The sequence below is a fragment of the Prescottella sp. GW823-FHT02E09 genome, assembly GCF_058797375.1.
On record NZ_JBXAJP010000003.1, the window covers coordinates 454,064 to 479,182 of the forward strand.

Consider the following 25,119-nt stretch of genomic DNA (forward strand, 5'->3'; position numbering starts at 1 on the left):
TCGACCTTTCCCTTCAAGCGCCTCGAGCCCGTGCGCCTTGTCCGTTACCGAGAGTGCGGACAAGGCGCACGGGCGCCGAGGAGCGGGCTGGTGTTGCCGTAAAGTGCTGTCTAGCTTGCCTTTTTGGTGACACGGCCGTTGTCGGCGTATTCGTAGAAGCCGGCACCCGACTTCTTGCCGACGAGCCCTGCCTCGACCATCCGCAGCAGCAGTGGCGGGGCCGAGTACAGCGGCTCCTTGAACTCCTCGTACATCGAGTCGGCGATCGACTTGACGGTGTCAAGTCCCACCAGATCGGTCAGCGCGAGCGGACCCATCGGGTGCGCACATCCGAGCACCATCGCCTTGTCGACGTCTTCCTTGGTGGCGAAGCCCGACTCCACCATGCGGATCGCGGAGAGCAGGTACGGCACCAGCAGGGCGTTGACGACGAAACCGGAACGATCCGCCGAACGCACGACCTGCTTGCCGAGCACCTCGCTCGCGAAGGCCTCCGCCCGCTCCGACACCGCGGGGCTGGTCTTGAGCGTGGTGACCAGTTCGACGAGCGGAAGGACAGGCACCGGGTTGAAGAAGTGCATGCCGATGACACGCTCCGGCGCCTTGGTGGCGATGCCCAGCTTCATGATCGGGATGGACGAGGTGTTCGACGCGAGCACCGCGTCCGGGTCCGTCACGATCGAGTCGAGTTCGGTGAAGATCTCGCTCTTGATCTTCTCGTCCTCGACGACGGCCTCCACTACGAGCTGCCGGTCGGCGAAGTCGCCGAGGTCGGACGTGAAGCGCAGCCGCCACGCGGCCTGCTCCCGCTCCCGCTCGGTGATCTTGCCACTGCTCACTCCGCGATCGAGCGAGCGCAGGATGCGCGAGCGTCCTGCCGCCGCGAGTTCGCGGGTCTGCTCGAACACCAGCACGTCGACGTGTGCACGGGCGCACACCTCGGCGATTCCGGAACCCATGATGCCGGCGCCGATCACGCCGACGCGCTGAATCTTTTCGCTGGTCACGTCAGCTCCTTTTCGGATAGTGGAGGTCGGGTCCCTCGGGAGGGATCGGCGTGGAGGACACCCCACCGATCCCTCCCTCGGGGTGAGGGGCCTAGTGGAACTGGCCCTCTTCGGTGGAGCCCTTCAGGGCAGCCGTGGAGGTGTTCGGGTCGACCGTGGTGGCGATGCTGTCGAAGTAGCCGGCGCCGACCTCACGCTGGTGCTTGATGGCGGTGAAGCCGCGCTCCTCGGCAGCCTTGAACTCGCGCTCCTGCAGGTCGACGAAGGCGGTCATGCCCTCGCGGGCGTAGCCGTGCGCCAGGTCGAACATGCCGTAGTTGAGCGAGTGGAAGCCGGCGAGGGTGATGAACTGGAACTTGAAGCCCATCGCGCCGAGCTCCTTCTGGAACTTCGCGATGGTCGCGTCGTCCAGGTGCGCCTTCCAGTTGAAGGACGGGGAGCAGTTGTAGGCCAGCAGCTGGTCCGGGAACTCGCTGCGGACGGCCTCGGCGAACTTCTTGGCGACCTCGAGGTCCGGCACACCGGTCTCCATCCAGATGAGGTCGGAGTACGGGGCGTAGGCCTTGGCGCGGGCGATGCAGGGCTCGATGCCGTTCTTGACGCCGTAGAAGCCCTCGGCGGTGCGGGTGCCGTCCAGGAACTCACGGTCGCGCTCGTCGACATCGGAGGTCAGCAGCGTGGCGGCCTCGGCGTCGGTGCGGGCGATGACGACCGTCGGGACGTCGGCGACGTCGGCCGCGAGGCGAGCCGAGGTCAGGGTGCGGATGTGCTGCTGGGTCGGGATGAGCACCTTGCCACCGAGGTGGCCGCACTTCTTCTCCGACGCGAGCTGGTCCTCCCAGTGCGAACCGGCGACACCGGCCGCGATCATGGCCTTCTGCAGCTCGTAGACGTTGAGCGCGCCACCGAATCCGGCCTCGCCGTCCGCGACGATCGGGGCGAGCCAGTTGTCGACCGAGGTGTCACCCTCGACCTTGGCGATCTCGTCGGCGCGCAGCAGCGCGTTGTTGATGCGACGGACGACCTGCGGCACCGAGTTGGCCGGGTACAGGCTCTGGTCCGGGTAGGTGTGGCCGGAGAGGTTGGCGTCACCGGCGACCTGCCAGCCGGAGAGGTAGATGGCCTTGAGGCCGGCGCGGACCTGCTGGACGGCCTGGTTGCCGGTGAGGGCGCCCAGCGAGTTGATGTAGTCCTCGTTGTTGACGAGATCCCAGAGGATCTCCGAGCCGCGGCGAGCGAGCGTGGCCTCCTCGACCACGGTGCCCTGGAGCTTGACGACCTGCTCCGCGGTGTAGTTGCGCGTGACGCCCTTCCAGCGGGGGTTGGTGTCCCAGTCCTGCTGGATCTGCTCTGCGGTCCTCGGGGTGCCGGTGGTCGACATCGAAAGCTCCACTTCTTCTCTGCTGCTTCGACCGGTACGGATGTACTGCTTCACATCGTTGCCAGGTCGTTCGGATGTACAAACCGACAATGGCACAGACGAAAACCGCCGTCTACCTGTTGCTAATGCCAATCTTCGCTAGCTTTTCAATTCAATCTGCAAAGCTTGCTAATTTTTACGGCGCCAAGCACTTGCTTGGGTTACCGCCGAGTAGGTCGTCGAAGTTACCCGCAAGTAGGCATCTACCTCGGGCTTCGCCGCCGGATCCGGGCAACTGGGGAGACGTGAAATCGGACACGTGAAGGTCGGCCCCGCCGAGTGACCCTCACCGCGATGGCGCGAATCCTGTGAGGGCAATCACAGGATTGCGAAGGTGTTCCGTACGACGGAACGAACGGATCGGAGGGTTACAGACACTTCCGAAGGGGTCGGGCGGTCGCTACCGACCCGGTTCACCGACCACGATCGAAACTCTTGCGAAGCCGTAGCGGGCGTCCAGCGGCCTGGCCGACGGCGTCATCTCGTAGGCGTGGGGGCCGAACTCGGCGCATTCGACGACGGCCGACCCCGACACGATCGGTGACAGCCGGGTCACCTTCCACCGGGTATGCACGAGGCCGCCGGAATCAGCGGAACCCGCGTCGGGGCCGGCGTCCGCGCCGTTCCGCAGAATCAACTGTTCGTTCCAGCTCTGGTGGGCGAGCCAGTCGGGCGTCAACTGCGTCCGCTGCGATCCACAGTCGGCGAGGTCGACGGTGCCGACGATTCCTCGACCGGCGCCGTCCGCCGGGGCGATCGCGAAGCTCATGCCGCCCACACCGTTGACGAGTTCGAGCTGTGCCTGCGGAATGGACGGCAGCCGGAAGATGTCCTGGCCCGCCTGATCCTCGATCGGTGTACCGACCAGGATGTCGGACGTGTAGGCGCTCTCCAGCCCGCTCCCGGGGTGCAGACAGCTGCACGACAGCCCGGCGAACAGACGACCGAACGGGTCCTCGACCTCGTTCGAATCCGTGGACAGCGGATCGACGATCCACACTGCGATCCGAGGTTGCTCGGGAACCGCCAACGACTCGGGCAGCAGCGCCCGCGCAAACCGTGGGTGGACGTCGGTGGTGAGAACGAGCCAGCGGGCCGTCACCGACGCCGCGCTCAGCTCCGCCGCGTCGTCGCCCGCTCCCGCCGCGGCGTCGGTCGACGGAATGCCGTCCTCGGAGAACTGCGGGGAGAGCAGCGACGGCTGCGCGAGCCCGCTCGGCGAGCGGCGCTTCGACGTAAAGATCATCGTGACCTCAGACGAACCTGGTCGAGTGGCGGCCCCGCACCCGCGGAACCTCGGCCTCCGGACAGGGAGCAGCACACGCCCTGTTCAACGGGGGCGGACGTGAGCCGTCGACGCCCATCGTGCGGCAGGCGTCCACATCGTTCCGCTCAGGACGTGCAGGCCCTCGCCGCCCGACCCAAACTGCCTCGCAACCAATGCTTTACGAAAACGTGCATTTGGCTGCCGCCCAGCATTTTCCAGGATCACCGAGATGTCAAGACTTGTTCCTGAAACGTCATGTTCGGTCGGTATACCGCCTGGTCGGAAGTTCGTCGCGTATGTACCAAACCACCCACGTCACCGGGAACAGCACGCCGGCGACCGCGGCTGGAACGCGCCCCTGTCCACGGCGGCGGGCGCCCACAGACGTCAGACCCGCGAACACCGACCACACCGCAAACCCGACGCCGACACCCAGCACCGCTGCTCCCACCCCACTCATGACGTCAGCCTCCCCCGATTACGCCTGCCGGCCAACCACCGGCCGAACCCGCGCCGTGTCCGCAACGAAATCCCATCGATTGCTAACTCGACCCTTTGCACGGTTAGCATCTCGCTCGTACCCTGGCCACATGTCCAAGACCTTCGTCGGCGCCCGTCTGCGACAGCTCCGTACCGAGCGCGGCCTCAGCCAGGCCGCGCTCGCGAAGACGCTGGACATCTCGGCGAGCTACCTCAACCAGATCGAGCACGACGTCCGCCCGCTCACGGTGCCGGTGCTGTTGCGGATCAGCGAGGTGTTCGGTGTCGACACCACGTTCTTCTCGTCGCAGGACGACACCCGGCTGATCGCCGAGCTGCGGGAGGTGGCTCTCGACGACGACATGGGCATCGACGCGGACGCCCAGGAGATCGCAGAGATGGTGTCGTCGCATCCCGGGCTGGCGAAGGCGATGGTGAACATGCATCGCCGGTACCGCAACACCACCGCGCAGCTGGCCGCCGCCACCGAGGACCGCTACAGCGACGGCAGCGGCAGCGGCTCGATCACGATGCCGCACGAGGAGGTACGCGACTACTTCTATCAGCGGCAGAACTACATCCACGACCTCGACACCGCGGCCGAGGACCTGACCGCACGCATGCGGTTCCACCGCGGCGACATCGCCGAGGGCATCGCCCGCCGGCTCGAGAACATGCACGACGTCCAGATCGTGCGCCGCATCGATCTCGGCGAGAACGTGCTGCACCGGTACGACCCCGAGACGAGGCTGCTCGAGATCTCCCCCGCGCTGTCGGGCGGCCAGCAGGTGTTCAAGTTCGCGACCGAACTGGCGTATCTCGAGTGCGGAGACCTGCTGCGCAAGCTGGTGGACGAGGGGAACTTCACCTCCGACGAGGCTCGCTCGCTCGCGATGCTGGGTCTGGCCAACTACTTCGCGGCCGCGACGGTACTGCCGTACGGCCAGTTCCACGAGATCGCGGAGGACTTCCGCTACGACATCGAGCGGCTGTCCGCGTTCTACGCGATCAGCTACGAGACGATCTGCCACCGGCTGTCGACGCTGCAGCGCCCCAAGCAACGCGGGGTACCGTGGTCGTTCGTCCGGGTGGATCGCGCCGGGAACATGTCGAAGCGGCAGTCCGCCACCGGTTTCCACTTCTCGTCCAGCGGTGGCACGTGTCCGCTGTGGAACGTGTACGAGACCTTCGCGTATCCCGGCAAGATCATGACGCAGATCGCGCAGATGCCCGACGGCCGAAACTACCTCTGGGTGGCCCGCACGGTCGAGCGTCGCGCGTCGCGCTACGGCCAGCCGGGCAAGACGTTCGCGATCGGCCTCGGCTGCGAGCTACGGCACGCGCCGCGCGTCGTCTACGCGGACGGCCTCGATCTCGGTGGCGACACCGCGACACCGATCGGCGCGGGCTGCCGCGTGTGCGAGCGGATGAACTGCCCACAGCGTGCGTTCCCCCCGCTCGGCAAGGAACTCGACATCAACGAGCACCGCAGCTCGGTGTCTCCGTACACGATTCGCTGATCTACCAGCGCACTTCCCACTCGCACGGCCGTTTCCGTCAGGCCGTGTGAGCAGCTGTTCATGCGGGCGTAACACCCGACACGAACTCGTCACCGACAGACATTCCGGCGCAACAACTTCCGCCTACCGTGTGCGATCACGGATACCGCGCGGTATTCGCACCTCTTCGGGACAGCTCGGCGTCACCTCTTTCGACGGAAAGGCTCGTTCATGCCTACGTTCTCCAAGCGCACCCTCGCCGCCCCCGCTGCGCTCGCGGCGTTCGGTCTGGTTCTGACCGGCTGCGGCAGCAAGGCGTCGGACACGTCCGCCGGCGGCAGCACCTCCGCGGCCTCCTGTGTCGACACCTCCGGTGACACGGTCAAGGTCGGTTCACTCAATTCGCTGTCCGGCACGATGGCGATCAGCGAGGTCACCGTCCGCGATTCGATCGCACTCGCGGTCGAGGAGATCAACAACGCCGGCGGCGTACTGGGCAAGAAGATCCAGATCGTCGCCGAGGACGGTGCGTCGGAGCCGACCGTGTTCGCGGAGAAGGCCGAGAAGCTCATCAGCAGTGACTGTGTCGCAGCCGTTTTCGGCGGCTGGACGTCGTCGAGCCGCAAGGCGATGCTGCCGGTGTTCGAGGACAACAACTCCCTGCTCTACTACCCCGTCCAGTACGAGGGCCTCGAGGATTCGCCCAACATCTTCTACACGGGCGCGACCACGAACCAGCAGATCGTGCCGGCGCTGGACTATCTGAAGGAGAAGGGCGTCACGTCGCTCTACCTGGTGGGCAGCGACTATGTGTTCCCGCAGACCGCGAACCGCATCATCAAGGCGTACGCCGCGGCCAACGGTATCGAGATCAAGGGCGAGGACTACACGCCGCTCGGGTCCACCGACTTCTCCACCATCGTCAACAAGGTCCGCACCGCCGACGCCGACGCGGTGTTCAACACCCTCAACGGCGACTCCAACGTCGCCTTCTTCCGCGAGTACTCCAACGTCGGGCTCGAAGCCGCTGACATGCCGGTGATCTCGGTCTCGATCGCCGAGGAGGAGGTAGGCGGCATCGGCGCCCAGAACATCGCCGGCCAGCTCACTGCCTGGAACTACTACCAGACCGTCGACACCCCGGAGAACAAGAAGTTCGTCGACGCCTACAAGGCGAAGTACGGAGCGAACAAGCCGACGTCCGACCCGATGGAGGCCACCTACACGTCGGTGTACCTGTGGAAGAACACTGTGGAGAAGGCGAATTCGTTCGCGGTGGCCGACATCCAGTCCGCCGCCGACGGCGTCACCTTCGCGGCCCCCGAGGGGCCGGTCACCATCGACGGCGACAACCACCACATCACCAAGACCGCCCGCATCGGCGAGATCCGCGACGACGGCCTGATCTACACCGTCTGGGAGTCCGACGGCCCGATCCAGCCGGACCCCTACCTCGAGAGCTACGACTGGGCGAAGGGTCTGTCCGGCTCCGGTAGCTAGCTCGCGAATCACAACGACGACGAGGGAGGGCGAGCACCGATGGATGTCGTGATCGGGCAGCTGTTCACAGGCCTGAGTATCGGGTCGATCCTGCTGTTGGCGGCACTGGGGCTGTCGCTGACGTTCGGACAGATGGGCGTGATCAACATGGCCCACGGCGAGTTCATCATGGCCGGTTCCTACACGGCATACGTGGTGCAGCAGGTCATTTCGAGCGCCGGAGCCTCACTGCTGATCTCACTGGTGGTCGGCTTCGTGGTGGGCGGCCTGATGGGTGTGGTGCTCGAGGCCACCCTGATCAGGCGGATGTACCACCGACCGCTGGACACACTGCTCGTGACGTTCGGCGTCGGCCTGGTGCTGCAGCAGCTCGCGCGCGACATCTTCGGTGCCCCCGCCGTCAACGTCGTCGCACCGTCGTGGCTCTCGGGCGGCATCGAGATCCTCGGGGCGGTGGTACCCAAGACCCGCATCTTCATACTGGTGCTCGCGATCGTCGCGGTCGCGGTGCTGTCGTTCGCGTTGGCGAAGACGTCGACGGGGCGTCGGATCCGCGCGGTGGTCCAGAACCGCGACCTCGCGGAGACCAGTGGAATCTCTTCGCGCCGTACCGATGTCACGACATTCTTCATCGGATCCGGACTGGCCGGCGTCGCCGGGGTGGCATTGACGCTGATCGGATCCACCAGCCCGACGATCGGGCAATCGTATCTGATCGATGCGTTCCTCGTCGTCGTGATCGGCGGTCTGGGCCGCCTGTCCGGCGCGGTGGTCGCGGCCTTCGCACTGGGGATCCTCAACTCGTTCATCGAGTACTCCACCACCGCGTCGATCGCGAAGGTGATCGTGTTCGTGCTCATCGTCGTCTTCCTGCAGATTCGCCCGCAGGGGCTGTTCGTCGCCAGGACAAGGAGCCTCGTATGACCGTGCTCAGTCGCTACCGGGCCTGGGTAGGATTCGCCGTCGCGGCGGTCACGCTGTTCGCCGGCGCGCCGGCGCTGCTCTCCGATTTCCGCCTCAACCTGCTGGCCAAGTTCCTGTGCTTCGCGATCGTCGCGGTCGGCATCGGATTGGCCTGGGGCCGTGGCGGAATGCTCACGCTGGGGCAGGGTGTGTTCTTCGGTCTCGGCGCGTACATCATGGCGATGCACCTCGAGATCGCCGACGCCGAACTGCGCGGTGATGCGGTGCCGGACTTCATGCAGATCGCCGGTATCGGTGAACTGCCCGGCTACTGGTTGCCCTTCACCTCGCCGTTCACCACCATTGCCGCGATCCTCGTCGTGCCGGCCCTGGTCGCGTTCCTGCTGGGGATCGGGGTGTTCAAGCGGCGGGTCAAGGGCGCGTACTTCGCGATCCTGTCGCAGGCCCTCGCGGCGGCATTCGCGATCCTGCTGATCGGCCAGCTGTCGATCGGAGGATCGAACGGACTCAACCGCTTCCGCACCTTCTTCGGCTTCAACCTGTCCGATCCGGCGAACAAGCGGATGCTGTTCTTCATCGCGGCCGCGGTGCTGCTGGTGGTGGTCGCCCTCACCCGGCAGCTGATGAACTCGCGCTACGGCGAATTGCTGGTCGCGGTCCGCGACCAGGAGGAGCGGGTCCGGTTCCTCGGCTACGACCCCGCGAACATCAAGGTTGTCGCCTACACGGTCGCCGCGTCCTTCGCGGGCATCGCGGGCGCGCTGTTCGTGCCGATCGTCGGCATCATCTCACCCGCCGACGTCGGCATCGTTCCCTCGATCGCGTTCCTGATCGGTGTCGCGATCGGCGGCCGCACCACGCTGTTGGGCCCGGTGCTCGGCGCGATCGGTGTCGCGTGGGCGCAGACCACCCTGTCCGAGAACTTCCCGTCCGCCTGGACGTACGCGCAGGGCCTGCTGTTCATCGTCGTGATCGGCTTCTTCCCCGCCGGTATCGCCGGTGTCGCGACGTTGCTGCGGCGTCGCACCCTCGTCACCACGCCCCCGCCGGATCCCGAATCCGAACCCGCCCGCGAGATGGAGGCCGCGCGATGAACCTCACCCGTCACCAACCGGAACTCGGCGGCAACGCCGGGATGTCCAGCCAGTACCTCGAGATCCGAGACCTGCAGGTCACGTTCGACGGGTTCACCGCCGTCGACGGCGTGGATCTCACCCTCATGCAGGGGGATCTGCGGTTCCTCATCGGCCCCAACGGCGCCGGCAAGACCACCCTCGTCGACGCCGTCACCGGCCTGGTTCCGGCCACCGGTTCGGTCGTCAAGTCCGGCGTCGAGTTGCTCGGACAGAAGGTGCACAGGATCGCCCGGCTGGGCGTGGGCCGCACCTTCCAGACGGCGTCGGTGTTCGAGGAGCTCACGGTGCTGCAGAACCTCGACATCGCGGCGGGAGCAGGACGATCGGCGCTGACGCTGCTGCGTCGCCGCAGGGCTGTCCTGCCGCAGATCGAGGAGGCCCTCGAGACGATCGGCCTGACCCACCTGCGGGACCGCAAGGCCGGGATCCTCGCACACGGCCAGAAGCAGTGGCTCGAGATAGGCATGCTGCTGGTGCAGGACGCCGACGTGCTGCTGCTCGACGAGCCGGTGGCCGGGATGAGCCACGACGAGCGCGAGGAGACCGGAAACCTGCTGCGCCGCATCGGCGGTGAACGCACCGTCGTCGTGGTCGAGCACGACATGGACTTCATGCGGGCGTTCGCGACATCGGTGACGGTGCTGGCCCGCGGAAAGGTGATCGCCGACGGCAGCGTCGAGGAGATCCAGGCCGATCCGATGGTGCAGCAGGTGTACCTGGGTACCACCGCGGCCGTCGACGTTCTCGAGGAGGCCTGATCATGCTGGAGCTCATCGACATCCGGACCGGATACGGCCGCACCGAGATCATTCACGGCGCGTCGGTGTCCGTGCCCGCCGACGGGGTCGCGGCCGTGATGGGCCACAACGGCGCCGGCAAGACGACGTTGTTGCGAGCCGCCGTCGGGCTCGCGAAGACCACGTCGGGCAAGGTCCTGCTGGACGGCGAGGACATCACGCGGCTGCGTCCCAGCGCCCGGGTCGCCCGCGGACTCGCCTACGTCCCGCAGGGGCAGCAGTCGTTCGGGCAGCTCACGTGCGCCGAGAACCTGCAGGTGGTGGCCGACGGGCGCAAGCGCGGCAAGGCCCTGATCGAGCAGCAGCTCGCCCTGTTCCCCGCGCTCGAATCGCTGCTGGGCCGCCGGGCCGGGTTGCTGTCCGGCGGCCAGCGGCAGCAGCTCGCGATCGCCCGGGCCCTCATCACCGAGCCACGCGTACTGGTGCTCGACGAGCCCACCGAAGGTATCCAGCCGTCGGTGGTCGCCGAGATCGAGGCCGCGATCGTCGAACTCACCCGACGGGGCGATCTCGGAGTCCTGCTGGTGGAGCAGCACATCGGTTTCGCACTGCAGTCGGCCGAGCGCTACTACATTCTCGAGTCCGGTCGCGTCACCTCCACCGGGGCGGGTGGCGCCGGCGCCGAATCCGTCGTGCGCACCGCGATGGCCATCTGACCGGCCGTCCGACGACCCGCCCGAGCCACTTCCCCGAACCCGATCGAAGGAGCCCTCCCGTGTCACACGGCTTCGACACCCTCCTCGTCGCCAACCGCGGCGAGATCGCCTGCCGCATCATGCGATCCGCACGCACGCTCGGACTCAAGACCGTCGCCGTGTACTCCGACGCCGACGCGTCCGCGAGGCACGTCGAGATGGCCGACGCCGCCGTCCGGCTCGGCCCGGCACCCGCCGCCGAGTCGTACCTGCGCACCGATCTGGTGATCGCCGCAGCCCTGGCGAGCGGCGCGGGCGCCATCCATCCCGGCTACGGGTTCCTCTCGGAGGACGCCGAATTCGCGGCTGCAGCCGAGCAGGCCGGTGTCGTGTTCGTGGGCCCCACCCCGGACCAGCTGCGGGTGTTCGGCAACAAGCACACCGCCCGGGAGGCAGCACGGGCCGTCGGAGTGCCCCTCGTTCGGGGCAGCGGGCTGCTCGCGACGATGGACGACGCGCTGGCCGAGGCCGAGCGCATCGGCTACCCGGTGATGCTCAAGGCAGTCGGCGGGGGCGGCGGCATCGGCATGCAGGCGTGCTTCACCCCGGCTGCGCTTCGCGGGGCCTACGAGACGGTGCAACGCGTCGCGGCAGCGAACTTCTCGTCGTCGGGCGTGTTCCTGGAGCGTTTCGTCGCCCGCGCCCGGCACATCGAGGTCCAGGTGTTCGGTGACGGCAGCGGCCGGACACTGAGCCTCGGCACCCGCGACTGCTCGCTCCAGCGACGCAACCAGAAGGTGATCGAGGAGGCGCCGGCATCGGGCCTTCCCGACCACGTGGTGGACCGCCTGCTGCGGTCGTCGCGCGAACTCGCGTCGTCGGTGCGCTACCGCTCCGCAGGCACCGTCGAGTTCGTGTACGACGTGGACCTCGGCGAGGCCTCGTTCCTGGAGATGAACACCCGCCTGCAGGTGGAACATCCGGTCACCGAGGAGGTCACCGGCGTCGACCTGGTGGAGTGGATGCTGCGGCTGGCAGCCGGCGACACGCAGATGCTCGACGGGCTGCCCGACTCGGGCCCGGCGATCAGCGGGCACGCCGTCGAGGCCCGCGTGTACGCCGAGGATCCCGGCCACGACTACCGCCCGAGCGCCGGCACTCTCACCGCGGTCGAGTTCCCCGGCGCCGCCAGGATCGAGACGTGGGTCGACACCGGCAGCGAAGTGAGCACCCACTACGACCCGATGCTCGCGAAGATCGTCACCCGGGGCACCACGCGCGAGGACGCGTTCGAGTCGCTCGGCGCGGCCCTCGCCGCGACACACCTGTACGGCGTGCAGACCAATCTGCCGCAGCTGCGCCACGTCTGCGCCGCGCCGATCACCGAGTACACCACCGCGTCCCTCGCGGACGTGCCTTCGACCGGGCCCCGCATCGACGTGCAGCGCGCCGGGACGATGACCACGGTGCAGGACCTCCCGGGCCGGATCGGGCTGTGGGAGGTGGGTATTCCGCCGTCGGGACCGATGGACGACCTGTCCTTCGCGCTCGCCAACACCGCGGTCGGCAATCCGGTCGGCGCGCCCGGACTCGAGTGCACGCTGCAGGGCCCGCGGCTCGTGTTCTCCGTGCCGGCGACCGTGTGCATCACCGGCGCCGACGTTCCGGTGACCGTCGATGGGCTTGCCGTGCCGATGTGGGAACCCGTGACGATCACAGCGGGCGCGACCCTCGACATCGGCTCGCCCGCCGACACCGGCCTGCGCACGTACCTCGCGGTGCGCGGTGGACTGGACGCCCCGCTGTTCCACTGCAGCGCGTCGACGTTCACGCTCGGCGGCTTCGGCGGCGTCACAGGCAAGGCCGTCGCGGCCGGGGACGTGCTGGGCATCCTGGACGCCAACGATGCCCACACCGACCCGGCGCCCGTACCGCCGGGATCCCGCCCCGAGTTCACCCACACCTGGCATCTCGCGGTCACCGAGGGGCCGCAGCCCTCACCGTCGTACTTCACCGACGCGGACATGACGGAGTTCTACGGCACCGCCTGGACCGTTGCGAGTCACGCGAACCGCACCGGCATCCGACTCGACGGGCCCAAGCCCACGTGGTCACGCCCCGACGGCGGCGAGGCCGGGTTGCATCCGTCGAATCTGCACGACAACCCGTACAGCGTAGGTGCCCTCAACGTCTCCGGCGACACCCCGATCCTGCTGGGTCCGGACGGGCCCAGCCTCGGCGGGTTCGCGTGTCCGCTCACGGTGGTGAGCGCGCACCGGTGGAAGATGGGGCAGGTCCGGCCCGGCGACGCGGTGCGCTTCGTGCCGGTTCCGGACGCGGATGCCGACACGCTGCGACGGTCGGATGCGGAGCGGTCGAAGGATGTTCCGGCCGTCCGGATCTCGCGTGGCGACGGCGGCGTCCTGGCCCGCGCCGGTGAGGGCGACGACCGTCCGGCCGTGGCGTATCTGCGCGGTGGCGACGACAACATCCTCGTCGAGTACGGCCCGATGGCGCTCGACCTGGGCCTGCGGATGCGGGTGCATGCGCTGTCGGAGGCGCTGGCGCAACTGCACGTGGCGGGCCTGATCGACGTCACCCCGGGCGTGCGGTCGCTGCACCTGCACTTCGACCCCGAGGTGTTGCCGCAGTACCGGATCCTCGGGCTGCTCCGGGAGCTCGAGGAGCAGCTACCCGCGACCCACGACCTGGTGGTCCCGAGCCGAACCGTGCGACTTCCGCTTTCGTTCGACGATCCCTCCATCGCCGAGGCCCTCGACCGCTACCGCAGCGGGGTGCGTGAGAGCGCACCGTGGCTGCCGTCGAACACCGAGTTCATCCGTCGCATCAACGGACTCGACAGCGTCGACGACGTTCGCGACGCCGTGTTCGACGCCGAGTACCTGGTACTCGGCCTCGGCGACGTGTATCTCGGTGCCCCGCTGGCGGTCCCGCTCGATCCGCGGCACCGCCTGGTGACCACCAAGTACAACCCGGCCCGCACGTGGACGCCGTCGGACGCAGTGGGCATCGGCGGCAAGTACCTGTGCGTGTACGGCATGGAGTCGCCCGGCGGCTACCAGTTGATCGGCCGGACGGTGCCGATCTGGTCGGGCTACCGGCAGCGTGCACCGTTCGAGCCCGGCACGCCGTGGCTGTTCCGGTTCTTCGACCGGATCGTGTGGGAGCCGGCGACCCCCGAGCAGCTCACGGAGGCCCGGGCCGAGTCACGGGCGGGCCGGTTCGACGCCGACATCAGCGAGGGCACGTTCGCGTTGGCCGACCATCTGCGATTCCTGGAGGCGAACGCCGACTCGATCGCACGGTTCGAGGCGCGCCAGAACGCTGCCTTCGAGACGGAGAAGCAGGTGTGGCACGCGGCCGGTGAGTTCGACCGGACCGAGACCCCGCCGGCGCCCGAACCGGCACCGACCACCCTCGACCTCCCGCCGGGAGCGGTCGTGGTGGAGGCGCCGATGGTGGGCAACGTGTGGCGAGTGGAACTGTCACCGGGACAGGAGGTCTCGGCCGGTCAGCCGGCGGTGATCCTCGAGGCGATGAAGCTGGAGATGCCTGTGCCCTGCCCCGGGGCGGGCACCGTCCTGCAGGTGCTCGCGGAGCCGGGCGACAAGGTGGCGCCCGGCACTCCGCTGGCCGTCATCGGCTGAGCTGCTCCTCGGCGAGGACCTTGACCGCTCCCTTGGCGACCTTCCCACCGGGTGCCAGGGGGAGCTGGTCGACGGTGACGACGTGCTCGGGGATGTACTCGCGGGTCACGCCCTGGCCGGCGAGCCACGCCGACAGCTCGGCCGCGGTGAGCTCGGCACCGTCGGCGGTGACCACCACCGCACACACCTTCTCGCCGAACAGCGCGTCGTGCACACCGACCACGGCCACCATCGCGATCGCCGGGTGGGCGCGCACGAACTCCTCGACCTCGACCGCCGAGATGTTCTTGCCGCCGCGGATGATGATGTCCGCCTTGCGGCCGACGACCCGGACGCGTCCCGCGGCATCGATCTCGACGATGTCGCCCAGCAGCATCCAGCCGTCGTCGGTGTAGAGCTCGGCGTTGGCCGCGTCGTCGTCCCAGTAGCCGTGGCACATGAGCGGGCCGTTCACCCCGGGCTGGCCGCGGCGCTCGTGGCCGAGCACCTCGATGCCCGCGTCGTCGAACACCCGCACCCGCATGTCGTCGAGCACGTACCCACAGGTGCGCAGGCGGGTGTCGGCGTCGTCGTCGACGGTGGTGACGCTCACCGCGCCCGTCTCGTTGGAGCCGTAGAACTGCAGCACCGCCGCCCCGGTGCGCTCCTCGAACGCAAGGGCCTCCGAGTACGGCACCGCCTCACCACCGGTGAACATCGCCCGCAGCGTACCCAGGTCCGCCTCGCGACCGCGGTCGGAGCGCAGCAGCATCTTGAACTGCGTACTGACACAGTTCAAGACGGTCACCCGTTCCCGCTCGAGCAGGTCGATCATCGTGTCCGCACTGAATCGCTCGAGCACCACATTGGGTGCGCCGAGCAGCGCCGGCAGGAAGTGCGACGTCCACAGGCCGAACCCGAACGGTGCCGGGACCGCGCCGAAGAAGACGTCGTCGCCGGTGATCTTGCCCGCGCGCCGCGCCACCTCCGAGAAGGCGATCCAGCGGTGCTCGGTCTGGGTCACCAGCTTCGGCAGCCCGGTGGTGCCGGACGTGGAGTTGAGCATCGACACGTCCCGGATACCGAAACGCGGACTGGTCGCATCGAACCGCCGGTCGGTCACCGCGATCGGCGTCCCGGTGGCGTCCTCGACCTCGACGGACCCCAGGTCGTCGACGTAGACCACGTACTCGGGGCCGCCGGTGCGCGCACGCAGTTCGGCGACCAGCGGGGCGGTGTCCTGGCCGCGCATCGTGCGCGCGGTGATCAGGACCCGGCAGTCGGCACGCGTCGTCAGGTGCGCCACCTCCTTGATCCCCGAACGCGATCCGATGCCGACGGCGATTCGGCCGGTCCGGGATGCGGCGCACAGTGCGGCGTGGAAGACCATGGTGTCGGGCAGGTACAGCGCGACCGCGCCGGGTTCGCCCTCGCCGTCGCGCTCGGCCAGCGCCGACAACGCGGACGCGATCCGGTCGGCGGTCGCGTCGTAAACGGCCCACGAGACGCGGGCGTCGGGTGTGATGAACGCGAGGTGGTCCGGGATGGTGAGCGCCCAGTGCCGCACGAGCTCACTGATGCCGAGGTCGGCGAACTTCTCGGGCGCGGTGGCGAAGTCGCCGACCGCGATGTCGAGTGTCGTGGTGCTGTTCCCCATCGAGCTCACTTTCCCACCGTCGTTTCCAGGACGCCCATCGACTGCTTGTAGGCGGCGTCGAGCGAGCCGGCATCGGACCGGGTGTCGATGATCCGGCCGCGCTGCATGACGTAGCCGCGCTGCACCACCGACTCGAGCGCCGCGAGCGCGGGCTCGGCCACCAGCACCGTGACGCCCGCCGCGGCGAGATCACCCACGAGCGCACGCAGTTCGGCGACGATCTTCGGAGCGAGACCGGTCATCATCTCGTCGAGCAGCAGGACCTTCGGCGTCGACAGCAGTGCCCGGCCGAGCACCAGCATCTGCTGCTCGCCGCCGCTCAGCACACCCGCGTAGCTGCGCGCACGTTCACGCAAGACCGGGAACCGCTCGAACGCCGACTCGATCGCATCCTTCTTCAGGCCCTGCAGATCGGCGCCCACCTGAAGGTTCTCCAGCACCGACATCTTCATGAACAGCTGCCGGCCCTGCGGGACGTAGGCGAAACCCTCCCGCACCCGCTGCAGCGCCGACATCGAGTCGACACGACGACCGTCCACCGACACCTCGCCGGTCCCCCGCACCGAGCCGTAGACGGCCCCGAACAGACTGGACTTGCCCGCACCGTTGGGGCCGACGATCGCGGTCACCGTGCCCGGAGGGGCCGTGAACGAGACGCCGTCGACCGCGACGGCCGAGCCGTACCGGACCCGCAGGTCCTTCACGTCGAGCGTGGTCATGAGTTTTCCTCTCCTGCCCCGAAGTACACCTCACGCATCGCGTCGCTCGCGAGACATTCGGCGGGTGCGCCGTGGAAGGCGACCGCGCCGAAGTCCAGCAGCACGACGGTCGTCGCGAGCTCGGCGATGAGGTCGACGTTGTGGTCGACCAGCACCACGCCGCGACCCTGCGCCTGGATCTTGCGCACCGCGCCGGCGATCGCCGCGATGCCGGTGTGGTCCGCACCCGCGAACGGCTCGTCCAGCAGCAGCACCTGCGGGTCGGTCGCCATCGCGCGCGCCACCTCGACCAGACGTTGCCCACCCAGGCTCAGTTCGCCGCACTCGCTGGTGGTGTCGTCGATCGCGTACTCGTGCGCAACCGCCCGGGCCCGGTCGGCGGTGGCGTCCCAGTTCTCGAACGGCCCCTTGAGCGCCCACCACAGCGAGTGCAGCGGCGAGCTCATCCGCCGTCCGTACAGCGCGGGGACGATGTTCTCGACCGCACTGAGCTCCAGTGCCAGCTGCGGGTGCTGGAAGGTGCGTGACAGCCCCTGCCGCGCCCGCTTCTCACTGGCGCCGGTCAGCGTCCGACCGGCCAGCGTGACCGTGCCGGCGTCGGCCCTCTGCGTGCCGAAGATGCAGTCCACCAGCGTGGTCTTCCCGGCACCGTTGGGGCCGACGAGCCCGACGACCTCGCCGGGCGCGACGGTGAACGAGACGTTGTCGACGGCGCGGACGCCACCGTAGTTCTTGGTGAGCCCGGAGACCTCGAGCAACGTGCTGCCGGTCATGAACGATCACTTCCTTCCCCGACCGAGCCGGACTTCGTCGAACCGGTGAGCCGACCGAATGCGGCAGAGATCCAACCGATCACACCACCCGGGGCGATGACCAGGATCAGCAGCACCGCGATCGCCAGCAGCAACTCACCGCTGCCCTGGTAGCCGGGCATGTTGAGGGTCACGATCACCACGATCAGTGCACCGAGCGGAGCGCCCCACGCGCTGTTGCGACCACCGATGATCGGCATGAAGATCGCCAGGAACACGATGCTCAGCGTGAAGGTCTCGGGCGTGACGGCCTGCACCGAGACGGTGAACAGCGAACCACCGGTAGACGCGATCGCAGCACCGATGGCCAGCGCGACCACCGTCAGGTGTGCGGGGTTCACCCCGGACGACCGGGCGGCGTTCTTGTTGTCGCGGGCCGCGCGCAGCGTCAGACCCCACACCGACTTGCGGAGCCGGTCGACGATCACCGCGATCGCGCAGACGAACAGGATCGCGAGCACGACGAGCGTGTACCGCGGCGGCTGCCGGCCGAACAGGGTGAGTGCCTCGACGCCCGAGATGCCTGCCGAACCGCCGGTGAACGTGGGACCGTCGATCAGCCAGTGCTCGAACGCGATTCCGAACAGCAGCGTCACCGCGGCAAGGTAGAAGCCGGACAGCTTCTGCGTCGCGAGCGCCAGGATCACCGCGACCACCGCGGCCACGAGGGAGCCGATCACCCAGCCCCACCACATCGACAACCCGGTCTCGACCGAGATCAGGGCGACTGCGTACGCGCCGATCGCGGCGTACGCGCTGTAGGCCATCGACAGCGACCCGGCCATCACGAACGGGATGTACATGCCGAGCGCGATCAGGGAGTACGTGGCCGCGAGGAACACCAGGTCCTGTCGGTACAGGCTCGGGCCCATCCACAGCAGCACCCCGGCGACCACCGCGATGGTGATCCCCACCTCGACGGCGATGTTCTTCAGTGAGCGGTTGGTCCGCACGGATCGAGCCGGTGCGCTCGATTCCGATTTCTGTGACGTGGCGGTCGACATCAGACGCGCACCTTCCTCGAGAGCATGCCCTCCGGCCGGAAGGCGAAGAACACCAACGCGATCAGCAGGATCGCGGTCTGCGCGGCGCTGGCACCGAAGTAGTACGGCGCGAACACCTGGACGAAGCCCAGCAACAGGCCGCCGATCAGCGGCGCCCAGCTGCGTCCCGTGCCGCCGATGACGAGGGCGATGAACGCCGTCAGCGTCCACGACAGACCGCTGGTGAACTGCACACCGGACTTCGACGCGAACAGCAGACCGGCGATCGCCGCGATCAGACCCGCGAGGGTGAACGCCACGAGGCGTACCCGGTTCACCGGGAGACCCAGAACGCGGGCAGCCTCGGGGTTGTCGCCCACCGCGCGCAGCAGCCGTCCGGTCTGCGAGACCTGCAGCCACACACCGACCGCGACGAACACGATCGCGGTGCCGGCGATCAAGACGATCGACGAGCTGTCGACCGTGGCACCGGCGACGGTGACGGGCCGGAAGTCGAAGAGCTTCTGCCCCGGCAGCGGGGTGCGGCCGAAGATGGTGCCGGCCAGCTGCTGTACCGCGAACAGCACCGCGGTGACCGCGACCAGCGCGGGCAGTTCGCCTCGGCCGGAACGCTTCTGGACCTGCTGTACCACGAGCTTCTCGGTGATCACCGACAACGCCATGCCGACCGCGAGGCCGAGCAGCAACGCGAGCCACAGCGGGACACCGTAGTCGACCACGACGAAGCTGCATGCCATGGCGGCGGCCATCGCGTACGGTCCCATCGCGAAGTTGAAGAAGTCCGCTCCCACCACGACGAGGTACATGCCCAGTGCGATGAGGGAGAAGAAGGCGCCGATCTCGAGAGCGGCAAGCCAGAGTTGTGCGTCGGTCATGCTTGTGTCTCCTTCGTCAGCCGCACGGAGGCTGGTAGGACGCCCACGGCCCGTCGGGCTTGTTGTCGGGCCCGAACTCGACGAGCACCAGGCCGCACAGGCTGTCGGGCGCGAGGTGGTCGCCGGGGCCGTACGACAGCGTCAGGCCCTCCTGCCCGAACGTCGCGGGGATCCCGGACACCTGCTGCAGCGCGTCGCGCACCTTGTTGCGGTCGGTGTGGTCGCCGGCGATCTCGAACGCGCGCTCGAGCATCATCACGGCGTCGTAGGCCTGCGCGTCGTAGGCGGTGAGCTGGTAGTCGGCACCCTTGACCTTGCGCACCTTCTCGATGAACGCGGCTGTGCGCGTGTTGTTCTCACTGAGGCTGCCCATGTAGACCATGCCGGTGAGTGCACCTGGGTCGGCCAGCGCCCACGACTTGGGCTGGTTGCCGATCGACGCGAGCGAGAAGCGTTGCGCCTCCGGGTAGATCTTCGCGAGCGTGTTGTGCGCGAGGATCTCGAAGTGCCCGCCGATGCTGGCGACGAGGATTGCGTCGGGCTTGGTTCCGGTCACTCGCGAGGCCTGCGCGGTGAGGTCGGCGGCGTCGACGGGCGCCTTCTCGACGGCGGTGACGTCGGCACACTCCTCCAGCGCAGGCCGGAGCGTCTTGATGATGCCGTCGATCGAGGCGCTGGCATCGCCCAGGATGCCGAGCGTCTTGTATCCCATCTTCTCGAACGCGCCGCAGTACACCTCGGCGTACTGCTTGAGAGAGTTCGGGATCATGAACGCGTAGCCGTTGTCCGGCGGGTTCGCGAACGCGTCGGACAGCACGACGGGCGCGATCGCGGGGATCTCGGACTGCTGCAGCACCGACTTCGCCTGGATCACCGAGCCGGAGCCGGTGGCGAGGAGCACGGCACTCGAGCCGTGGTCGACCAGCTTGCGGATGATCGACGGCGTCTTGGTGGGGCTGGACTCGTCGTTCTCGACCACCAGCCGCACCGGCTTGCCGTTGATGCCGCCGTCGGCGTTGATGAGGTCGACGGTGAGCCGGACCGTGCTGCCGGCGATGGTGCTGTACGACGCACCCGGTCCCGTCGAATCCTCGTCGAGGCCGATCACGATCTCGTCGGGTGACATCTCACCCGCGGACGCGCACCCCGCCACGCCCAGCGTTCCCACTGCGGCGGCCACCGCCAACGCAGCGGCCCTCCCGATTCTCACAACAGACTCCCGTCTCCACGCCGGACTCTCAAGCGTTTGGTCAATCAAGCAATTGCTTGATTGACGATTCGGGGCAGAAGTATGCCCCGGGTCACATTCGGAAGTCAATGCGGGGCGCCGACCCCGACGGGGACCGAGGTCAGTTGTCCCGGAGCAGACGCAGTTCGCGGATCGCTTCCTTGAGTTCGCGCACGTCGCGCTGCAGGTCGGCAAGCTCCACCGCGTCCACCGTGTCGGCGGCTCCGGCGGTCTCGACGGTTACCGCGTCGCCGACCCGTCCCGCAGACACCATCGCGGCCCGCTCGGCCACCTCCGACGACCGCACCGGCCCCGGAGCAGCCTTGGCCGACGCCGAACCGGCCGGCCCGCCGGCGGCGAAGCCGTCGAGGAACACCGCGATGAGGTCGTGGCGCAACCGCTCGGCATCCTGCGCGAGCGAGGCGCGGTTGAACCGCACCGTGGACCACACGGATTCACGGAGCATGCGATGAAAATGCCGAGGGTCGATGTCGGTGCGGAACTCCCCCGCCTCCACGCCGAGCGCAATGGCCCCAGCCCAGTAGTGGTGGGCACGGCGCACCGCGGCGGAGATGGGGCTGTCCGCCGGCTGCGAGGACAGCGCGCTCTCGTTCTGGTAGATCTCCGTCGCGAACGGGTGGTCGGCGGCGGCCTCGAACGAGACCGCGACCATGTGATCGAGCCGCTCACGCCCGGTTTCGCCGGGAACCATCGCGGCCTCGTAACGCTCGTTGAGGTCGTCGACGAAGGCGATCACGATCTCGAAGACGATCGCGTCCTTGGAGCCGAAGTAGTGATAGAGGCTGCCGGAGAGGATGCCGACCTCGTCGGCGATGTCCCGTACGGTGGTACCCGCGACGCCACGCTCGCTGAACAACTTCGCCGCGTGGAACAGAATTTCTTCCCGCCGGGTCGATGCCACCTGACGCCTCCCCTCTTCGCGGTGCAGATGCGGTCTACATCCGCCACCGATCGAACGCTTGCTTGACGCCGGTATGCTACACGGCCGGTCGTATTGCCCGACAGATCCGACCGGCGGTGTTAGCTTTTCCCTACCGAGCGGTAACCGAGGGTGGGGTTGGGCAGTCACGATGATGAGTGCAGGTGAGCGGCGGGGTCTCGAGGAGCAGTTGACGGGTCGCCGCGTGCTCGTCACCGGCGCGGCCCGGGGCATCGGGGCGTCCCTGGCACGGCGATTGCACGGGCGCGGTGCCCGCGTCGCCCTCCTGGGCCTCGAACCCGAACTCCTCGAACAGGTCGCGACCATGTGCGGCGGGGCGCCGTGGCGGGTGTGCGACGTGCGCGATCGCGAGCAGACGGCGGTGTCCGTCGCCGCGCTCGTCGACGAACTGGGCGGGTTGGACGTCGTCGTGGTCAATGCCGGTGTCGCGGCGCAACTCCCCCTGCTCGGCGGCGATCCCACCGTCATGGACCGGACCGTCGAGGTAAATCTGATCGGCGCCTACAACACGGTGCGCGCGGCCGGCCCGCACGTCGCGCATCCGGGCGGGTACACCCTGCTGGTGGCGTCCGCGGCCGCCGGCGTGCAACTGCCGATGATGGGCGCGTACGCGGCCTCGAAAGCGGCGGTGGAGGCGATCGGCAACACTCTGCGGATCGAGACACGCCACCTCGGGATGCACGTCGGCGTCGCGTATCTCGCCGAGATCGACACCGACATGACGGCGATCGGGTTCGGCACCGAGGCCGCCCGCAGCGTCCGGCAACTGGGCCCGTTCACCCGGTTGGCGCCGCTGTCGGTGGCGGTCGACGCGCTCGAGCACGGCATCGCCCGACGCCGCCGCCGCGTCTACGCGCCGCGTTGGGTCGCAACGACGATGCGACTTCGTATGCTCGTCCAGAGACTGATCGAACTGCGCCCGCAGCCGCGGCTCGCACAGGCCCTGGACGTGGCCCGCGCCGAGCACGCCCGGCTGACCACCGAACTGCCGGACCGAGCCGGGGAGGCCGAGTGACCGCATACGACGAGAAGACGGGCAACCACACCACACCACGAGTCCCGCCCGGACGGTTCCGGGAACTCGGGCCGGTCAACTGGGCGACATGGCGGGTCCTGTCGCTCGGCTCCGGAACCAAGGACGCGAAGCTGTTCAGCACCCTCGGCCGGACCGGCGGGCTGTTCCGCGGCTGGCTGCACTACTCGGGTGTCCTGATGCTGCTGCCCGGCACCAAGCTGTCGCGCTTCGAGATCGAATTGGTGGTGCTGCGCGTCGCACACCTACGGAAGTCCCGCTACGAGATGGATCACCACATCCGGCTCGGCCGCAAGGCCGGGATCACCCCGCAGATCCTCGACCGCATCCTGGTCGGCCCCACCGACCCCGACTGGTCTCCGCGGGTCCGCGCGATGCTCGCCGCCACAGATCAGCTACTGACCAGCAAGAATCTGGACGAGCCGACCTGGTCGGCGCTGGCCGCGCACCTCGACGACCGGCGGCTGGTCGAGTTCTGTCTCCTCGTGACGCAATACGACGGTCTGGCTACCACGATCGACGCCCTGCGGATCCAACCGGACTTCTGACCTCTACCGACTCCTCGACCGGTGGCACACTGGTCTCCGTGGACCCTGAGCAACTACGGACCGATTTCTCCCGCTTCATGATGTCGTACCGGTTCGGTATCGCTCAGCTGATGACGAGGGTCAAGGTCCTCGAGGACGAGTTCACCCACATCAATCGGTACAACCCCATCGAACACGTGACCTCCCGCGTCAAGACGCCGGAGAGCATCATCCGCAAGGCGCAGCGCATCGACTGCCCACTCACCCTCGACGACGTCCGCGCGAACATCCTCGACATCGCGGGGGTGCGGATCACGTGCAGCTTCATCTCCGACACCTACCGCATCGCCGACATGATCACGAGTCAGCCGGACATCGAGGTGCGCGAGGTCGAGGACTACATCGCGAACCCCAAGCCCAACGGCTACAAGAGCCTGCATCTGATCGTCGAGGTGCCGGTGTATCTGAGCGATCGGGTGCAGACGGTCCCGATCGAGCTCCAGATCCGCACCATCGCGATGGACTTCTGGGCCAGCCTCGAGCACAAGATCTACTACAAGTTCAACCGCGAGGTACCGCCCGAACTGCTGGCCGAGCTCACCGAGGCCGCCGAGACCGCGCATCGGCTCGACGTGAAGATGGAACGCCTCAACGACGAGTTCGCCAACCTCCGAGCCCAGCAGGGCGTCACCGACGAGCCGCCGGAGCTGACCGTGCCGCCGCAGTTGCTCGACGCGTTGCAGACCCGCCTGCATCCCTAGCCGCCCGACTGGCACCGACAGGAACGCGACGGCCACGGCCGGGCGGGCGGATCCCGAGGATCACGCCCGCCCGGCCGCCCCGGTCACCGGCCTCCGGCGGAACCGCTCATGAGGCCGGGCAGCAGGGTCGCGAGCGATCCGGCTCCGCCCGGGTCGGTGGGCCCCGTCGGCTCGGTGGGCTCGACCACGACCACACCGGGCACGGTGACGGTGACGGTCTTGTCGTCCGACGTGGACGACCCGAACCGCGAGGTGCCGACGAAGCGTGCGGTGATCGCATGCTCACCCGGATCCCGGAACGGCCACACCATTTCGGCGTGCCCGTCGGCGTTCACCGGAACACTCCCGATCAGGTCGGCACCGTCGTAGAACTCGACGACACCCTCACCCGGGTTGGGCGTGACGTCGGCCGCGATCTTCACGTCCTCACCGGTGAGCGCCTCGAGCGCCACGGCGACCGCGGTCTGCGTCTGGTTCACCGAGAACACCTCGGTGGTGGACAGCGCCGCGCGGCCGGGCCCGGATGCGACGCAGTAGCCGGCGGCGTTGATCCAGCGGGACTCACCGAAGCTCATGCTGGTGTCCTTGATCTTGACGACCGGGGTGGCCGCGCCCGCGCGGACGGCGGTTGTCACCGAGGTGTTCTCGGCACCGGCCCGCAGCGTGAGTTCGACTGCCGGGAGACGGAAGTCGGTGTTCGCCTTGACCTGTAGCCCTTCCTTCGGCTTGTTGTCGCTGGCGCTCGGACCGTCGGAGACCGTCTTGTTGCTCGCCCCGGTGATCCGCAGAAACTCGCCCGCCGGATCGGCGTTGCCGTCGACCCCGACGCGCAGCAGCGCCGCCGTCTCGCCCGTCAGGTTGCTCGACGTCCCGTCCACGAGGGAGTACCTGAGCAGTTCGGCACCCTGAGGTACGGCGAAGTCGTACTTGAGCCGCCCGGTGTCGGAGTCGGACGTGCGCATGGTGCCGGGATGCAGCGTCACCGTGAACTCGGCGCCGGGACGGACCGCCCGAGGCGCGGTCACTTCGAGGTTGTCCGAGAACGAGAAGTCCCAGTCGGATGCGCCGTCGACGCGGCACTTGTGTTCGAACGAAACGGTTTCGGTGACGGTGTCGGCCGACGCGGTGGGCGCACCCACGGTGAGCAGTCCGGCCGCCATCGCCGAGGTGGCCACGACTGTGGCCACGTTGGAGATCTTCATCGAGCGCCTTTCAGAGCAGGGAGGGTGG

The 25,119-nt window shown here is 68.1% G+C and carries 21 protein-coding genes; 10 read left to right on the forward strand and 11 right to left on the reverse strand.

Annotated elements, in window-relative coordinates; genetic code table 11:
- Positions 1–110 precede the first annotated feature (110 nt).
- The 3 genes from AC1RIF_RS09855 to AC1RIF_RS09865 form a co-directional block, all read right to left on the reverse strand.
- The gene (locus AC1RIF_RS09855; protein WP_492601167.1) at positions 111–1,007 is read right to left on the reverse strand and encodes a 3-hydroxybutyryl-CoA dehydrogenase; all 897 of its coding nucleotides are present in this window, start codon (positions 1,005–1,007) and stop codon (positions 111–113) included.
- Positions 1,008–1,098: 91 nt separating this feature from the next.
- On the reverse strand, positions 1,099–2,388 hold the full coding sequence (aceA, locus tag AC1RIF_RS09860; protein WP_225018995.1) for an isocitrate lyase: 1,290 nt from the start codon (positions 2,386–2,388) through the stop codon (positions 1,099–1,101).
- Positions 2,389–2,827: 439 nt separating this feature from the next.
- On the reverse strand, positions 2,828–3,673 hold the full coding sequence (locus tag AC1RIF_RS09865; RefSeq protein ID WP_492601168.1) for a hypothetical protein: 846 nt from the start codon (positions 3,671–3,673) through the stop codon (positions 2,828–2,830).
- Positions 3,674–4,284: 611 nt separating this feature from the next.
- On the opposite strand from AC1RIF_RS09865, the gene ramB reads away from it, so the two are divergent.
- The 7 genes from ramB (at position 4,285) to uca (ending at position 14,333) form a co-directional block, all read left to right on the forward strand.
- Positions 4,285–5,694, forward strand: a complete 1,410-nt coding sequence (ramB, locus tag AC1RIF_RS09870; protein WP_492601169.1) for an acetate metabolism transcriptional regulator RamB — start codon at positions 4,285–4,287, stop codon at positions 5,692–5,694.
- A gap of 210 nt (positions 5,695–5,904) precedes the next feature.
- On the forward strand, positions 5,905–7,173 hold the full coding sequence (gene urtA, locus AC1RIF_RS09875; RefSeq protein ID WP_492601170.1) for an urea ABC transporter substrate-binding protein: 1,269 nt from the start codon (positions 5,905–5,907) through the stop codon (positions 7,171–7,173).
- Positions 7,174–7,212: 39 nt separating this feature from the next.
- Positions 7,213–8,097 (forward strand): urea ABC transporter permease subunit UrtB, encoded by an 885-nt coding sequence (urtB, locus tag AC1RIF_RS09880; protein WP_492601171.1) that lies wholly within the window; start codon positions 7,213–7,215, stop codon positions 8,095–8,097.
- Positions 8,094–9,191, forward strand: a complete 1,098-nt coding sequence (gene urtC / locus AC1RIF_RS09885) for an urea ABC transporter permease subunit UrtC (RefSeq protein ID WP_492601172.1) — start codon at positions 8,094–8,096, stop codon at positions 9,189–9,191. The genes urtB and urtC overlap by 4 nt, the downstream gene beginning before the upstream one ends.
- Positions 9,188–9,991: an urea ABC transporter ATP-binding protein UrtD gene (urtD, locus tag AC1RIF_RS09890; protein WP_492601173.1), complete on the forward strand. Its 804-nt coding sequence runs from the start codon at positions 9,188–9,190 to the stop codon at positions 9,989–9,991. Before urtC ends, urtD begins: the two co-directional genes overlap by 4 nt.
- A gap of 2 nt (positions 9,992–9,993) precedes the next feature.
- Entirely contained in the window at positions 9,994–10,686 is a 693-nt protein-coding gene (gene urtE / locus AC1RIF_RS09895; protein WP_492601174.1) for an urea ABC transporter ATP-binding subunit UrtE, read from the forward strand.
- Positions 10,687–10,745: 59 nt separating this feature from the next.
- Entirely contained in the window at positions 10,746–14,333 is a 3,588-nt protein-coding gene (gene uca / locus AC1RIF_RS09900; RefSeq protein WP_492601175.1) for an urea carboxylase, read from the forward strand.
- Here uca and AC1RIF_RS09905 read toward each other — a convergent pair.
- The 7 genes from AC1RIF_RS09905 to AC1RIF_RS09935 all read right to left on the reverse strand — a co-directional run bounded on the left by AC1RIF_RS09905 (position 14,323) and on the right by AC1RIF_RS09935 (position 21,529).
- Positions 14,323–15,969, reverse strand: coding sequence for a class I adenylate-forming enzyme family protein (locus tag AC1RIF_RS09905; RefSeq protein ID WP_492601176.1), 1,647 nt, complete (start codon positions 15,967–15,969; stop codon positions 14,323–14,325). The genes uca and AC1RIF_RS09905 overlap by 11 nt on opposite strands.
- A gap of 5 nt (positions 15,970–15,974) precedes the next feature.
- Positions 15,975–16,688, reverse strand: coding sequence for an ABC transporter ATP-binding protein (locus AC1RIF_RS09910; protein WP_492601177.1), 714 nt, complete (start codon positions 16,686–16,688; stop codon positions 15,975–15,977).
- Entirely contained in the window at positions 16,685–17,461 is a 777-nt protein-coding gene (locus tag AC1RIF_RS09915) for an ABC transporter ATP-binding protein (RefSeq protein ID WP_492601178.1), read from the reverse strand. Before AC1RIF_RS09915 ends, AC1RIF_RS09910 begins: the two co-directional genes overlap by 4 nt.
- Complete coding sequence (locus AC1RIF_RS09920) at positions 17,458–18,453, reverse strand: branched-chain amino acid ABC transporter permease (protein WP_492601179.1); 996 nt, start codon at positions 18,451–18,453, stop codon at positions 17,458–17,460. The genes AC1RIF_RS09915 and AC1RIF_RS09920 overlap by 4 nt, the downstream gene beginning before the upstream one ends.
- A gap of 50 nt (positions 18,454–18,503) precedes the next feature.
- The gene (locus AC1RIF_RS09925; protein WP_492601180.1) at positions 18,504–19,379 is read right to left on the reverse strand and encodes a branched-chain amino acid ABC transporter permease; all 876 of its coding nucleotides are present in this window, start codon (positions 19,377–19,379) and stop codon (positions 18,504–18,506) included.
- A 16-nt stretch (positions 19,380–19,395) separates the two neighbouring features.
- The gene (locus AC1RIF_RS09930) at positions 19,396–20,589 is read right to left on the reverse strand and encodes an ABC transporter substrate-binding protein (RefSeq protein WP_492601181.1); all 1,194 of its coding nucleotides are present in this window, start codon (positions 20,587–20,589) and stop codon (positions 19,396–19,398) included.
- A gap of 139 nt (positions 20,590–20,728) precedes the next feature.
- Entirely contained in the window at positions 20,729–21,529 is an 801-nt protein-coding gene (locus AC1RIF_RS09935) for a TetR/AcrR family transcriptional regulator (protein ID WP_492601182.1), read from the reverse strand.
- Positions 21,530–21,701: 172 nt separating this feature from the next.
- Here AC1RIF_RS09935 and AC1RIF_RS09940 point away from each other — a divergent pair, with 172 nt between their 5' ends.
- From AC1RIF_RS09940 to AC1RIF_RS09950, 3 genes are read left to right on the forward strand one after another with little or no spacing between them, the layout of a single operon-like run.
- On the forward strand, positions 21,702–22,583 hold the full coding sequence (locus AC1RIF_RS09940; RefSeq protein ID WP_492601355.1) for an SDR family NAD(P)-dependent oxidoreductase: 882 nt from the start codon (positions 21,702–21,704) through the stop codon (positions 22,581–22,583).
- Positions 22,580–23,149: a carboxymuconolactone decarboxylase family protein gene (locus AC1RIF_RS09945; protein ID WP_492601183.1), complete on the forward strand. Its 570-nt coding sequence runs from the start codon at positions 22,580–22,582 to the stop codon at positions 23,147–23,149. Before AC1RIF_RS09940 ends, AC1RIF_RS09945 begins: the two co-directional genes overlap by 4 nt.
- Positions 23,150–23,187: 38 nt before the next feature.
- Positions 23,188–23,889, forward strand: coding sequence for a GTP pyrophosphokinase (locus AC1RIF_RS09950; protein ID WP_492601184.1), 702 nt, complete (start codon positions 23,188–23,190; stop codon positions 23,887–23,889).
- A gap of 83 nt (positions 23,890–23,972) precedes the next feature.
- Here the strand turns inward: AC1RIF_RS09950 and AC1RIF_RS09955 are convergent, their stop codons facing one another.
- The gene (locus AC1RIF_RS09955) at positions 23,973–25,091 is read right to left on the reverse strand and encodes an Ig-like domain-containing protein (RefSeq protein ID WP_492601185.1); all 1,119 of its coding nucleotides are present in this window, start codon (positions 25,089–25,091) and stop codon (positions 23,973–23,975) included.
- Positions 25,092–25,119 lie beyond the last annotated feature (28 nt).